The following is a 13,602-nucleotide window of genomic DNA, read 5'->3' on the forward strand; positions in this document are numbered from 1 at the left end:
GCCGACACACGTATGAATCGATGGACCAGAGGTGCGCCCCAAGACACTGATCCGGCAGACCAAAATCGACGCGACTGAGGCGCGCGCAGTCCGCAAGCGACGGCCATTCGATCCCGGCCTTGACCCGGACCCGGATAAACAATTCCCCAGTGTTTTCGAAGACCTGAAGAGGAGACTTCAATGAAACTCGTCTGTTCATTGGCGGCGGGGCGACACCGCTTGTCTGCGGCCCTGCGTGGTTCGCTTGAAGGGGTGCTCGGTCCAAGTCGCAGCACCTTGCATCATCAACCGCTGTTTGAAGATCTGCGAGGCACCTTGCAGGATCTTGTGCGCGAAGCGCCGGATCGGAGCGAGCGGTGATGCGGCTGACGGGACGTAGTCGCAACTGGACCCGGGAGCAAGAGGGCTTGCATCAAGAGGCCGCACAGGCGCAGGCACCGCTCATTGGCGGCTACGCCAGCCTCTTTGGTCAGCGAGATGCGTCTGGCGATGTGGTGATGCAGGGCGCCTTCGCCCGGTCGCTTGCCGGTGGCCGCCTCAGTCGGATCGCCATGCTTTGGCAACACGATCCGGCCAATCCCATTGGCGTATGGACGCATGTTCTTGAAGATCGGAAAGGGCTGCGGGTGGCGGGACGCCTGCTGCCCGGCGTTCGCCAGTGCTCGCGAAGCCGCAGCGCTCGTGGCGGGCGGGGCGGTCACCGGTCTCTCTATTGGCTTTCGGGCTGTGACCGCCGTGCGCGGGCCACGGTCCGCAGGTCGCATTCTTTCGGAGATCGACCTTTGGGAAATCTCCCTCGTCACGTTTCCGCAGGCAAGCGAGGCGCGAGCAAGTCTTTTACCCGGTTTGCCGACCGCTTGATTCTTCCGCTTTCACAAGGAGAAATGCAGATGACACACGCAAACGAAACTCCGTTCGAGATCAAGGCCGGGCCGGTGGCCGGTCACGCAGACCCGGCACTTCCCGCCCGTCCGGTTGAGGACGCCGGACAGGGCATGGCCCGCACGTTCGATGCTTTTTTCCGTACCTTTGAAAGCTACCGGGATGTCAATGATGCGCGCCTCTCGGAGATCGAGCAGCGCGGCACCTCGGATGTCCTGACGCTGGAAAAACTCGATCGCCTCGACAAGGCTTTGGATCAGGCGCAACGGCGGATGGATACCTTGAGCATCAAGGCCCGACGTCCGGATCTTTCGGCGCAGTCTGAACGGCAGTTTTCAGGGCCAGCGCTTGAGCATAAGTCGGCGTTTGAAGCCTATGTGCGCTCGGGTCAGGATCACAGCTTGCGCGCTTTGGAAGCCAAGGCGATGTCGGTAAGCTCCGATCCCGATGGCGGCTATCTGGTGCCGGAAGAAACGGAAGCTGGCATCATGCGCCGGCTGGCACAGGTGTCGCCCATCCGCGCCATTGCCTCGGTGCGGCAGGTGTCGTCGTCGACCTACAAGAAGCCGTTTTCGCTGACGGGGCCAGAAACCGGGTGGGTGGGCGAAAAGGACAACCGCCCGCAGACCAGTGCTCCAACGTTGGGCGAATTGACGTTTCCCGCAATGGAGCTTTACGCCATGCCTGCGGCGACGGCCTCGCTTCTGGAAGATGCTGCCGTCGATATGGATGCCTGGATCGCGGAAGAGGTGGAAACCGCTTTCGCCGAGCAGGAAGGCGCGGCCTTCGTGACAGGGGACGGCGTCAGCAAGCCTAAAGGGTTCCTGAGTGTAGACACGATTGCCGAGGCCAGTTGGTCCTGGGGCAAGCTTGGCACTCTGGCGACCGGGGTTGATGGTGGTTTCGCCACCACCGCACCCGGTGATGCTCTGCTGGATCTGATCTACGCCCTGAAGAGTGGCTATCGCCAGAACGCCCGGTTTGTCATGAACCGAAAGACGCAGGGCGCACTGCGCAAACTGAAAGACGGCGACGGCAACTACTTGTGGCAGCCACCGGCTGTGGCGGGCGAGACGGCAACCTTGTTGAACTTTCCGATCACCGAAGCCGAAGACATGCCGGACATTGCCACCGACGCATCAGCGATTGCGTTTGGCGATTTCAAGCGTGGCTATCTGGTGGTGGATCGCATGGGTGTTCGTATCCTGCGCGACCCCTATTCGGCCAAGCCCTATGTGCTGTTCTACACGACCAAGCGTGTCGGCGGTGGCGTTCAGGATTTTGATGCCATCAAGCTTCTGACCTTCCAGGCGATAAGCCCCGCCACTTCGCGCGGGGAAAAGACTGGTCACGCCGGAGGCTTTGCGGCGTCCTTTGATTGCGTTGCTGAGATGCCGTGGGGCATCCCCAGTAAGCGCTTACTCCCTGCTACTCGCCGGGCTCTTGATTTCTGGAGCCCGGCTTTTTTGTGCCCGCATTCAGGGGGAGACTGTGATGACTGCTGTTCGAGTGAGTGCGCCTGCACTGCAACCGGTCGATCTGGCCAGCATGAAGCGTTATCTGCGCGTCCGCTCCGATCTTGAGGATGATCTGATCAGTGAGCTGATTGCTGCTGCCACACGCCACGTTGAGACTGAAACGCGCCGCGCGTTCATGACGCAAGGCTACCGGCTTTATCTCGACGAATGGCCGCTTGGCCGGCATATCGCATTGCCCGTTGGCCCGCTGATTTCCATTGATCAGGTGGTTGTTTATGATCTGGACGGCGATCCGCATGGCCTTGCCGTGGAGGACTACAGCATCCTGAAAGGGCAAACGCCCGCCCGCGTGCGGGTTCGGCCCGGTGCCGGGCTGCCATCTCAACAAATGTTGGGCATCGAGATCGACTTCACGGTCGGCTACGGCGACAACCCGGGCGATGTGCCGGAGACTTTTCGTCAGGCCATCAAGCTGCTCGTCGCGCATTGGTTTGAGCACCGCGAGGCAGGCACCGAGCTTGCCATGGCGTCGCTGCCGCATGGGTTGGACCGTCTGATGAGCGTCAACCGGATTCCCTTGTTGTGAGGGCGGGGCAATTGCGACAGGTCGTCGATCTGCATCGCCCGGTCGAGACGCTGGTAGAGGGCAATGTGTCCATCACCTTTGAGCCGGTCGGCAATGACTTCGCGGAGTGTCAACTGATCAGCCAGAACGAGGGCATGGCAGGTGAACGCCTTCAAAGCCGCTCTGTTTATACGCTGCGGCTGCGCTACCGCGCCGACATCGCCGCCGGGTGGCGCGCCATCTTTGACGGTGTGACCTACCGCATTCTGGCGGTGGCTGATCCGGATGGTCGTCAGCGCAATGTGGTCTGTCGGATGGAGGTGGAAAGCTGATGAGCGATTTTGCCATGACAGCTCTGAAGCGAGCCTTGCTTGCGCGGCTCGCCTCTGACAGTCCGCTGACACAGGCGCTTGGTGGGGACAGGGTTTTCGATGTTCCGCCACGGGCGCAGGCTTTTCCTTATGTTCGGCTGGATGCCATCGGAACAAGCCTTCTGCTGAACACGCTGGACGAAGGTCTCTTGCATGAGCTGACGCTGGCGGTTTTGTCGCGGGCAGCCAATAGTGATGAGGCGCTGAGCCTTGCGGCACGCGCGGGAACTGTGCTGATGGATGCGCCGCTTCGTGTGGCTGGTGCAAGGGTTGTCGGCCTGCAACTCAGCGGCATTTCCTGCGAGACGCTGCGCGACGGACGAACCCGACGTGCTGAAATCGGCCTGCGCATCGTCAGCGAGCCTGCGCCGGTGTGACGTCCTGGCGCTTCCAACAGTTCTCCGCACTTCTGGTTGCGGTGTTGGCGCGCGAAAGCCATTCGGTTTCAAGACATGATGAGCAAGGGAGGTAAGCCATGGGTGTTCAGGCTGGCCGCGATCTTCTGTTGAAGGTTGACCGGCAATCGACGGGTGATTTCGAAACCATCGCAGGTCTGCGGACGCGCCGTCTGGCGCTGAATGCAGGCACGGTCGATGTGACCAATTCCGACAGCGCGGGGCGCTGGCGCGAGCTTCTGGCGCAAGCGGGCACACGGTCCGCCAGCCTTGCCGGGTCAGGTCTGTTTCGGGATCAGGCCAGCGATACGGCGGCGCGCCAGATCTTCTTCGATGGCACCATTTGTCCGTGGCAGGTGGTCATTCCCGATTTTGGCGTGTTGCAGGGGGCATTTCAACTCACCGCATTAGAGTACGCCGGCAATCATGACGGTGAAGTCACCTATGAACTGGCACTGGAATCCGCCGGTTCCTTGAGCTTTACCGCAGATGAAACAGGGGCAAGCTGATGGTCAACCGTATTCGGGGTGAAGTGCTGGCCAGTCTTGATGGACGGCAATGGACATTGGTTCTGACGCTGGGGGCCTTGGCCGAATTGGAACACGCCTTTGCTTGCGATACGCTGGAAACACTTCTGGCCCGGTTCGGAGGGGGCAACCTGTCGGCTCGGGATCTGATCCGGGTGATTGCTGCCGGCCTGCGCGGTGCGGGGCACGACGTCAGCGACGATCAGGTGGCCGCCATGACCACCCCCGGCGGCTTGCGGGGGTTTGCCATGATCGCCAGTGATTTGTTGCAGGCAACGTTTGGCACCGACAGTGATCTGGCTGACGAGCCATCTCCATCGGCTCCCTCGGCAGACTCTTCTGCAATGACGACAGACAGGGTTGCGGAGGGGTCCCGCCGCCCTTTTGCCTGAGCGGGGCATCCCAGCCTCTCAAACCAGAGGCTCAGATGTCGGTACCTGAGCGGCCGGGCTTTCCCTGGGAACTGATGATGTATCTGGCGATGGGGCAGCTCTTCTGGTCGCCGTCGACCTTCTGGGCGGCGACACCGCGGGAGTTGGCGGCGGCCTTGCGCCTGTCTTCCGGCGGGCAGGCGGCATCGCAAGGACTTTCGCGCCCGGACCTTGCCGAACTGATTGCCCGCTTTCCTGATCAGGAGATTGAACGATGACAGATCCGACGGAATTGCAGACAAGCGCGGTTTCAGTGCCCTTGAACGAATTGCGCAGTTTTGCCAGCCAGATGCAGATCATCCAGAAGGCGGCAGACGGATTTTCGTTCAGCCTGACGAGTGGTCTCAAGGCGGCCGTCCTGCAGGGCAAATCGCTGGAGAGTGTGTTTCGACAAGTCGCACTCAGTGTGTCGTCGAATACCTTGTCCGCCGCCTTGCAGCCGCTGCAAGGTGCTGTGCAATCCGGCGCATCGTCGGTGTTGAGTGGGCTGTTTTCGTCAATCACACCCTTTGCGAAGGGCGGTGTTGTGGCCTCGCCCACCTACTTCGGTGCGGATGGCGCGCTGGGCGTAACTGGTGAGGCTGGAGCGGAAGCGATCCTGCCGCTGTCACGTGACAGCAACGGACGCCTTGGCGTGCGTACAGGACAGGCGGGCGGCGGCGGAGGGACCGTGCAGATCAACGTGCGCACGCCGGATGTTCAGTCGTTTGCCCGGTCCCAGGTGCAAATTTCGGCCATGGTGGCACGGGCCGTCAAACGCGGCGCACGCGGCCTGTGACAAAGGAGAACCGGCGATGTTTTTGCGCGATGAACTGTTCCCTTTGAGTGTGGCCTTTGATGCGTTGGGCGGGCCGGAACGCCAGACCACAGGTGGTGTCTCTCGCCTCTGGTCATGAGGCGCGCAATGCTCGGTGGGCAGACAGTCGCCGCCGCTACGATGCCTCGACCGGCATCCGATCTCTGGGCGATTTACGAGCCGTCCTTGCCCTTTTCGAAAAGGCACGTGGGCGTCTGTACGGCTTTCGCTTTCGCGATCCCTTCGACCATGCGTCCACTCTTGCAAGTGAGGGCATCACGCCAGCTGACCAGCCCTTGCCAACCGGCGACGGGACGACGACCCGGTTTCGTCTGTGCAAAAGCTATGGCACGGGCGCAACGGCCTATGTGCGGGAGATTGCCTTGCCGATTGCTGACAGCGTGCGACTGAGCGTCAACGGCCTGGAGCAGGCCCGCGACACGGATTTTACGATCGATCCGCAGAGCGGTGAGTGTGTGTGTGCCGTGCCTCCGGCCTCTGGTGCCGTGCTCACGGCGGGGTTTCGCTTCGACGTGCCGGTCCGCTTCGATCTCGACAAACTGGAACTGAGCCTGACGCATTTCGAGGCGGGCGATATTCCCTCCATTCCGCTTATCGAAATCCGGCTTTGACGCGGTTCGCGCTGACTTTGCTCTGTCTCGAAGAAAGACCGTCATGAAAATTCTGCCCCCAACATTGCAAGCCCGATTGGCTGAAGGCACGACGACACTTTGCACCTGCTGGCTCGTGACGCGCCGCGATGGTGTGCGTCTTGGCTTCACGGATCACGACCGGGCGGTGCACGTCGCCGAGGTCGATTGTTTGCCGGAAAATGGTCTGGAGGCGACAACGGTTTCTGCCGGTCCAATGTTTTCTGTCGGCGGTGCGGATGTCAGCGGGGCCCTGACCAGCGACGGTTTGCGGGATGCAGACTTGGAAGCAGGTCTTTGGGACGGTGCCAGTGTCGAGGTCTATCTGGTCGATTGGGCCGAGCCGGAGGTCCGTCTTTTGACCCAGCGCGCCACCATCGGCGAGGTGCATCGGTCCGGCGTTGCCTTCCGTGCTGAACTGAGAGGCTTGTCTCATGCGCTGGAGGCGGTGAAAGGACGGGTGTTCGGGCTGGCCTGTGATGCGGATCTGGGCGATAGGCGCTGTCGTGTGGATGTGACATCCGCCGCGTTTCGGGCGCAGGCAAGCATCAAGGCCAGCGCTGCCGCAGCCACGCAGGCCGGCATACTCGTCACCACCGGTCTGATTGACTATGACGCTGGCTGGTTTGCTGGCGGGCATTGTCTGGTGCTCGACGGAACACTGAAGGGGTTTGCCAGCGAGATAGCCTCTCATTGGACAGAGGATGGGGATGCGGTTCTGGCGCTTTGGCAGGCCCCGCCTGAAGAGCTGGCTATCGGTGTCGCCTTGCAGGTGACCGCCGGTTGCGACAAGCGTTTTGCCACCTGTCAGGAGAAATTCCTCAACGCGCTGAACTTCCAAGGCTTTCCTCATATGCCGGGCAGTGATTTCGTTCTCTCTTACCCAGCCCGCAACACCGGTGAAAACGATGGAGGTGCGCTTGTCTGACTTCCATAGGTGACGACACGGATCCTTGCGCGGCAATGCGACAGCGCGTGCTTGCGACAGCGACCGCTTGGATCGGCACGCCTTACCGGCACCAGGCGAGCGAGCAGGGCCTTGGCTGTGATTGCCTCGGTCTGCTCAGGGGCATCTGGCGGGTGCTCTACGGCGATGAGCCGCAGACCGTTCCACCGTATAGCGCCGACTGGTCGGCGGCCGGATCGGAAACACTGGTTGAAGCCGGGCAGCGCTGGTTGCGGCCGCAAACGCTTGCAGCGGTTCACCCCGGAGATGTGCTGCTGTTTCGCTGGCGGGACGGAGTTCCCTGCCGTCATCTGGCCATTCTGGCCGAGACCGATGCCATTATTCATGCCTATGAGCGGGTGGGCGTCGTGCGCAGTCCTCTGGTGCCCATGCCTGGCGACGTCGGATCGCTCACGTCTTCGCGTTTCCTCTGGTCAGGTCCAGTCACAGCGACACTTCCAAAGGAAATCCTGAGTGGAACCCGATGCCGGGCAAGGCAACGTGACAGCTCACGCGCCTGGAGCGGTGGCCTGATTTCTTGGTAGCACACATGGAGATGCGGATATGGCAACGCTTGTCTTGGCAGCAGTGGGGCAGGCCGCTGGCGCGTCGCTCGGCGGAGTGCTGGGCTTTGGCGCAGTCGGGGCGCTGCTCGGCAAGGCCACCGGCGCGGTCATCGGCAACAGTCTTGATCAGGCTTTCTTCGGCAGCTCGAAGACAGTGGACCAGGGCCGCTTGTCGGACCTCAGCGTGCAGGCCTCCAACGAAGGCAATGCAGTGCCACGGGTCTACGGCCGGATGCGGCTGTCCGGTCAGGTGATCTGGGCCACCCGCTTTGAGGAAGTGGTGAGCGAGGAGAAGGCGGGTGGCAAAGGCGGCTCAAGCAGCCAGACCACCGTGCGCTCCTATTCCTACTACGCCAATTTCGCCGTCGCCCTGTGTGAGGGGTCGATTGATCACATTGGCCGCATTTGGGCCGATGGCAAGGAAGTGGATACGGCCAGTCTGCCGATGCGGATTTATCGCGGCGACGCAGAACAACTCGCAGATCCACTGATTGCTGGTCACCAGGGCACCACACCGGCTTATCGCGGCACGGCCTATGTGGTCTTCGAGCGTCTTGCTCTCGAGGCCTATGGCAATCGTTTGCCGCAATTGAGTTTCGAGGTTCTGCGCTCGGTCGACACGCTGGAGCGGCAGGTGCGGGCAATTACCATCATTCCCGGCGCGGGTGAGTTTGTGTATGCACCGGGGCAGGTCAAGCAGGTGCTGTCGCCGGGCGCATCTGAAACTCTCAATCGTCATGTCTCGACAGCCGTGTCTGACTGGCAGGCGTCGTTGGATGAGTTGCAGGCCGTATGTCCGAACCTGGAAAGCGTCTCGCTGGTGGTAACGTGGTTCGGCGACGATCTGCGGGCGGAAAACTGTCGGTTTGCGCCAAGGGTGGAAGTGCCCGTCAAAACGACCAGTGGTGGCACCTGGTCGGTGGCAGGGCTGTCGCGTGCTCAGGCACAAGTGGTGTCATCGTTGAACGGCCAGCCTGCGCTGGGAGGAACGCCGTCAGACCAAAGTGTGTTGCAGGCGATCTCAGATCTCAAGGCACGAGGCCTCAGAGTGCTGCTTTATCCGTTTGTGATGATGGATATTCCGGCAGACAACGCACTGCCTTCTCCCGATGGCGCTGCGCATCAGCCAGCTTATCCCTGGCGCGGGCGGCTTATGCCTACGGGTGATCCGGCCGCCGCACAGGCCGTGTTTTTTGGCACGGCGCAGGCAAGTCAGTTTCCCTCCGTATCGAGCGTTGCCTACACGGGGCCAGCTGTCTGGTCATATCGACGTTTCATTTTGCATATGGCAGCGCTTGGTCGGGCGGCGGGTGGCGTTGATGCCTTTCTGATCGGCTCTGAAATGCGCGGCCTGACGCAGGCGCTGGATGGTGAGGGGCTGCGCCCTTTGTTGCCGGGTTCATCGACCTGCTGTCCGAAGTGCGCAAACTTTTGCCGGATGCCAACCTGTCCTACGCAGCGGACTGGTCGGAATATGGCGCTTACCAGACGCCGGAAGGGGATCTGCGCTTTCCGCTTGATCCCTTGTGGGGGGATGCGAACACCGGTTTCATCGGCATCGACAATTATCTGCCGTTGACTGATGACCGTCTGACCCCGACCTATGATCTGGCAACCTTGCGCGAGGGCGTCGCGTCAGGGGAATATTATGATTGGTACTATGCCTCAGACGACGGGCGGCGCTCACAAGACCGCCTGCCGATTTCCGATGGCGCATATGGTAAAGCCTTTGTCTACCGCGCCAAAGACCTGAAAGGCTGGTGGCAGTCGGCACACCACGAGCGGATCGCCGGTGTGGAAACAGAACAGGCCTCGCTCTGGTCCCCAGCCTCGAAGCCGATCTGGTTCACCGAACTGGGCATTCCGGCTATCGACAAGGGGGCGAACAAACCGAATGCCTTCGTTGATCCGAAGTCCGCGGAAAGCGATACGCCTTACTTTTCGCTTGGCACGCGGGACGACCTGATCCAGCGGCGTGGGCTTGAGGCGCATCTGTCCTATTGGGACACGGGCCACCCTGTGTGGCCGCAGGGTGATAATCCTGTTTCTGAAGTTTATGGTGGGTGGATGGTCGATCCGGCCAATTGTCATCTTTGGGCCTGGGATGCGCGGCCCTATCCGGCTTTTCCGCTGTATCAGGACATCTGGTCGGATGGGCCGAACTGGCAGGTGGGACACTGGCTCACCGGACGTCTTGGCGCAGTGTCTCTGTCAGGGTTGATTACGGCCCTGCTGAACGATCACGGCATTGCGGTGGGTGATGTGGACGTGGCGGATCTGGAGGGTGTGGTCAATGGTACTGGCGCTGGCGGGGCCAATCAGCCTGCGTCAGGCGCTGGAGAAGATGTTGCCGGTCTTTGGCGGTACAGTCAGTGATTGCGGCAGTTTCATTCGGATCGAGCAGGCCCGCAAGCTCCCGGACTCATTCCAATCAGAGCCATTGGCGCTGCACGATTTGGCTGTCCCGCCAGATAGCGATGCGCTTGTGTCTCGGGTGCGGTCTGAAACCAGCGCCTTACCCAGCGAGATACGCCTGAGCGCAGCGGATGACATGACGGATTACCGCACACGTCTTGCGGCCAGCCGTCGGCTTGAGGGGGGCAGTCGCACCGTTGAGACCATTGATCTGGCTGTTGCCATGACGCCAGACCGCCTTCAGCAGACCGCTGATGGGGTGCTGGCGCAACGGTGGGCAGAGCGGGAGACCGTGCAGTTCAGCCTGTCGCCCGCGCGCCGGGACGTCGAACCGGGCGACGTGCTTCTTCTGGCCGATCTGCCCGGCCAGACCTTCGATCCGCCGTTGAGACTGCGTGTGCAATCCATCGAAGAGGAAGATCTGCGGCGGATTGAAGCCGTGCGTATCGTCGAGACACATCGACCAAGCTATCGCAACGCTGGCCTCATCTCTCATGCTTATCGGTCCACGGAGATCGGTGCGCCTTATGGGTTTCTGATGGATCTGCCGCCGCTGACGAGTAGTGATCCGGATCGTGCAGTCTATCTGGCGGGGTTTGCGAGCCCGTGGCTAAGGAAGCCTGACCTTGCTGTCGTCGGTTTCTGGAACCGGGTTCAAGGCGCTTACCAGTCTGGAAGCGCCCGGCATCGTCGGTCGTCTGGTTTCCGCACTTGAGCCGGGGCCTTGCGACTATTTCGACCGTAGGTCCGTTGTTGATGTCGAGTTGTTCGGTGGGGGGCTGCAATCCAGAGATTTGGAAACACTGTTTGCAGGTGAGAATGCACTGGCTGTGCGCACGCGCAAGGGTAGCTTTGAAATCTTGCAATTTCAGCAGGCCACGCTTGTTGGAACGCGCCGCTACCGCCTGTCGATGCTCTTGCGTGGACAAAAGGGGACTGGTCCTGAAACGCAACAAGGGGCGGATGCGGGAGCGGATGTCGTTCTGCTGACGCAAGGCGCAACGCCACGCGTCCCGTTGAGCGATGATCTGGCGATGACCAGTCTGTCGTACCGGCTGGTTCCGGCGGGTTTCGAAATTGATGCGGACGAGGCTTTTGCGTTCACGCACAAGGCAAGCGGTCGCGGCGCCTTGCCCGCCGCGCCGGTGCATTTGAAAGCGCGCCGCGAGGCGGAGGGGGTACGTTTGAGCTGGATCCGACAGACCCGCCGTGGCGGCGACAGTTGGGATCAGGTCGAAGTGCCGCTTGGCGAGGATACCGAGGCTTATGAAGTCGAGGTTCTGTCGGCTGAAGGCGTGGTCTTGCGGGTGCTTTCGGCCGCCACAGCGCAGGCTCTTTATTCCAGCGCAGATGAAATCACCGATCACAGCGCCCCCGTCAAGGCGCTGACCTTCGTCGTCTATCAGCTTTCGGCCACCGCTGGTCGAGGTTTTCCGGGAAAGGAAACGTGTCGTGTCTGAGACCCTGCGGTTCAAACTGCCGCTTCTGTCTGCCGCTCAGGCGCAGAAGCATGTCACCCATAACGAAGCGTTGCTGAGTCTGGATGCCTTGTCCGATCTGTGTCTGGTGAGCAGATCCCTTGCAACGCCGCCATCGGGCTCAGAGGGCGACACCTATCTGATCGCGCAAGGGGCGGATGGCGGCTGGATAAACCGGGCAGGCGATCTGGCCGTCTGGCGCGATGGGAGCTGGATCTTTCATGAGGCCTTTCAGGGCCTGCGCGCCTATATCGAGGACGAGGCGACGCTGATCGTCTTCACCTCTTCGGGCTGGCAGGACTATGGCTCGCTGCTTGGACCGAACCGACTGTTGGCGCGCTCGGTCAGTGGGGCGGAAACACGGCTTCTGGTGCTGGAAGAAACCCTGTCGGACCTGAGTGGCGATACGGTCGACACATCACCTTTGATTCCGAACCGGGCGATTATCTTCGGTGTCTCCTGCCGGACTGTCACAACCATCAGCGGTGCGGCGTCCTACGACTGTGGGTTGGCGGGCGAACGTTCCAAATTCGGCGGATCACTGGGCATTTATGCCGGGTCTACCAACGCTGGTGTCATCGGGCCTACAGCCGTCTACAGCGATACGGCGCTACGCTTGAGTGCCAATGGCGAGGCGTTCTCAGGCGGTGTCGTGCGGGTGGCAGCACATTGCCTGTTGCCGGTGGTTCCCCAGCGTTGAGGGGGAGCGGTGAAGCTGTCTTACCGTTTGGCAGTGTGGATTGAGAATTTGGTCAAGGAGGAACGAATGTCGTCATCTCTTGCTGTTGATCCGCTTGTGTGCCCTGTGGTGTCTTTGCGCGGAAAGGCCATGGGCGCTCACACCGTCAGCGAAAAGGGAGTGGCCTTTACCGCCCGCCACGAAGGCTTTGTGTCACGGGCCTATCGCGATGCCGCCGGCGTTCTGACCATCGGCTATGGGTTCACAATGGGGTCGCGTATTTTTGCGGCCTGGTGGCGTTCGCGTCATGGCGAGAAGTCGCTTGCCATCGGTAATGTCATTTCTCGCCAAGAGGCAGACCAAGTCTTGCGCACATTGCTTGATCAGGAATATGGCGCAAGCGTTACGCGCAGTCTGCCCGATTTGTCGCAGACCCAATTCGATGCGGCCACGGATGTTGTCTACAACCTTGGGCCGCGGGCGTTGTCGTGGCGCTGGGCGGCTGCATTGCGTTGTGGTGAGATCAGAACCGCAGCCTCTTTGCTGGAGGTCACAGGGGTGACGGCGGCAGGTCGTCGTTTGGCCGGGCTGGTGCAACGGCGTCGCGACGAAGCCGCCCTGCTGCTTCACGGCACCTATGGAACAGCAGATATTTCCGAGTTCTCGAACGAGGTTCTGCGCAAGGCGCAGGGCTTGTTGGCCCGTCTTGGCTATGGGCCTGGCCCCTGTGACGGAATTGCAGGTGCCTTGACGGCGCGCGCAGTGAAAGCGTTTCAGCGCGATCATCCGCCGTTACTGGTCGATGGGCGTCTCGGTCCGGCAACGCTTGCCACGTTGACGCGCGTATCTGACCGGTCATGGCTGCACCGGATCACGGCCGTTGGGACGGCAGTTGGTGCACCGGTCTTTGCCGGGGTCACACGATATTTCGGCGCTGGGTTTGGGTCCGTTCTGGCCATTGCCGGGGGGTGGCCCTGGCGCTCGGCGTCATCGCCGTTATGGGCGGACTTGTCTGGCGTTACCGCGGTGCGATCGTCTTGCGCCTTAGACGCCTCTTTCGTTGATGTGTCTTTGGACAGTCTGCATGTGCCTCCCGGGCTGCCGGCTTGTCCCAGGACACGCCGGATGCGGCGTGGCGCTCCACACCCGGCTCGATCTGTCTGCCAAATCTGAAAAAGGACGTTCGCGATGTTCGGAAAGTTGCTCTTGACGGGATGGAAAACCTTGATTTTTAACGGAGGGATCGGGTCTCTGGCGTTGCTGGCCGAGATCCTGCGTTACGCTGGCACTTATGATTGGACCAAGATGCTGCCGGATGGGATCGGCGCTTACGTGGCACTCACTCTTGGCATTACCAATATCCTCTTGCGGCATGTCACGACGACACCGGCGGGCTGGCGTAAACCAGCCTGAACCGTCAGGC

16 protein-coding genes and 3 pseudogenes are annotated in these 13,602 nt (G+C 61.2%); all 19 read left to right on the forward strand.

The window, feature by feature from the left end; translation table 11 throughout:
* The first annotated feature begins 180 nt into the window (after nt 1-180).
* Nucleotides 181-360, forward strand: coding sequence for a hypothetical protein (locus AC0L7U_RS17030; protein ID WP_473692374.1), 180 nt, complete (start codon nt 181-183; stop codon nt 358-360).
* Nucleotides 360-581: pseudogene (locus AC0L7U_RS17035) on the forward strand (HK97 family phage prohead protease); the annotation flags it as partial. The gene AC0L7U_RS17030 and the pseudogene AC0L7U_RS17035, both read left to right, overlap by 1 nt.
* A 414-nt stretch (nt 582-995) precedes the next feature.
* Nucleotides 996-2,195, forward strand: a pseudogene (locus tag AC0L7U_RS17040) (phage major capsid protein); the annotation flags it as partial.
* Nucleotides 2,196-2,376: 181 nt separating this feature from the next.
* Nucleotides 2,377-2,946 (forward strand): head-tail connector protein, encoded by a 570-nt coding sequence (locus tag AC0L7U_RS17045; RefSeq protein ID WP_473692375.1) that lies wholly within the window; start codon nt 2,377-2,379, stop codon nt 2,944-2,946.
* An 11-nt stretch (nt 2,947-2,957) separates the two neighbouring features.
* Complete coding sequence (locus AC0L7U_RS17050; RefSeq protein WP_473692377.1) at nt 2,958-3,257, forward strand: phage head closure protein; 300 nt, start codon at nt 2,958-2,960, stop codon at nt 3,255-3,257.
* A complete protein-coding gene (locus AC0L7U_RS17055) occupies nt 3,257-3,673 on the forward strand; it encodes a DUF3168 domain-containing protein (RefSeq protein WP_473692379.1) in 417 nt (138 codons plus the stop codon). Before AC0L7U_RS17050 ends, AC0L7U_RS17055 begins: the two co-directional genes overlap by 1 nt.
* A 98-nt stretch (nt 3,674-3,771) precedes the next feature.
* Entirely contained in the window at nt 3,772-4,200 is a 429-nt protein-coding gene (locus tag AC0L7U_RS17060; RefSeq protein ID WP_473692381.1) for a phage major tail protein, TP901-1 family, read from the forward strand.
* A complete protein-coding gene (locus AC0L7U_RS17065) occupies nt 4,200-4,610 on the forward strand; it encodes a gene transfer agent family protein (protein ID WP_473692382.1) in 411 nt (136 codons plus the stop codon). The genes AC0L7U_RS17060 and AC0L7U_RS17065 overlap by 1 nt, the downstream gene beginning before the upstream one ends.
* 35 nt (nt 4,611-4,645) lie before the next feature.
* Nucleotides 4,646-4,867: a phage tail assembly chaperone gene (locus tag AC0L7U_RS17070; protein ID WP_473692384.1), complete on the forward strand. Its 222-nt coding sequence runs from the start codon at nt 4,646-4,648 to the stop codon at nt 4,865-4,867.
* A complete protein-coding gene (locus AC0L7U_RS17075; protein ID WP_473692386.1) occupies nt 4,864-5,427 on the forward strand; it encodes a phage tail tape measure protein in 564 nt (187 codons plus the stop codon). The genes AC0L7U_RS17070 and AC0L7U_RS17075 overlap by 4 nt, the downstream gene beginning before the upstream one ends.
* Before the next feature lie 59 nt (nt 5,428-5,486).
* Nucleotides 5,487-6,077, forward strand: coding sequence for a phage distal tail protein, Rcc01695 family (locus AC0L7U_RS17080; protein WP_473692387.1), 591 nt, complete (start codon nt 5,487-5,489; stop codon nt 6,075-6,077).
* A gap of 43 nt (nt 6,078-6,120) precedes the next feature.
* Complete coding sequence (locus tag AC0L7U_RS17085; RefSeq protein ID WP_473692389.1) at nt 6,121-7,023, forward strand: DUF2163 domain-containing protein; 903 nt, start codon at nt 6,121-6,123, stop codon at nt 7,021-7,023.
* A 35-nt stretch (nt 7,024-7,058) separates the two neighbouring features.
* Nucleotides 7,059-7,546: pseudogene (locus AC0L7U_RS17090) on the forward strand (C40 family peptidase).
* 1,480 nt (nt 7,547-9,026) lie between these two features.
* Nucleotides 9,027-9,983 carry a baseplate megatron protein TIM-barrel domain-containing protein gene (locus tag AC0L7U_RS17095; protein ID WP_473692391.1) on the forward strand — a complete coding sequence of 319 codons (957 nt, stop codon included), beginning with the start codon at nt 9,027-9,029 and terminating at the stop codon, nt 9,981-9,983.
* A complete protein-coding gene (locus AC0L7U_RS17100; protein WP_473692393.1) occupies nt 9,901-10,737 on the forward strand; it encodes a phage tail protein in 837 nt (278 codons plus the stop codon). Before AC0L7U_RS17095 ends, AC0L7U_RS17100 begins: the two co-directional genes overlap by 83 nt.
* Nucleotides 10,649-11,482 (forward strand): GTA baseplate fiber-binding domain-containing protein, encoded by an 834-nt coding sequence (locus AC0L7U_RS17105; RefSeq protein ID WP_473692395.1) that lies wholly within the window; start codon nt 10,649-10,651, stop codon nt 11,480-11,482. Before AC0L7U_RS17100 ends, AC0L7U_RS17105 begins: the two co-directional genes overlap by 89 nt.
* On the forward strand, nt 11,475-12,200 hold the full coding sequence (locus AC0L7U_RS17110) for a DUF2793 domain-containing protein (protein WP_473692397.1): 726 nt from the start codon (nt 11,475-11,477) through the stop codon (nt 12,198-12,200). The genes AC0L7U_RS17105 and AC0L7U_RS17110 overlap by 8 nt, the downstream gene beginning before the upstream one ends.
* A gap of 66 nt (nt 12,201-12,266) precedes the next feature.
* Nucleotides 12,267-13,352: a glycoside hydrolase family protein gene (locus AC0L7U_RS17115; protein WP_473692399.1), complete on the forward strand. Its 1,086-nt coding sequence runs from the start codon at nt 12,267-12,269 to the stop codon at nt 13,350-13,352.
* Between the two features lie 51 nt (nt 13,353-13,403).
* Nucleotides 13,404-13,592, forward strand: coding sequence for a hypothetical protein (locus AC0L7U_RS17120; protein WP_473692401.1), 189 nt, complete (start codon nt 13,404-13,406; stop codon nt 13,590-13,592).
* Nucleotides 13,593-13,602 lie beyond the last annotated feature (10 nt).

This window comes from Roseibium sp. 10G30-5, assembly GCF_055809635.1.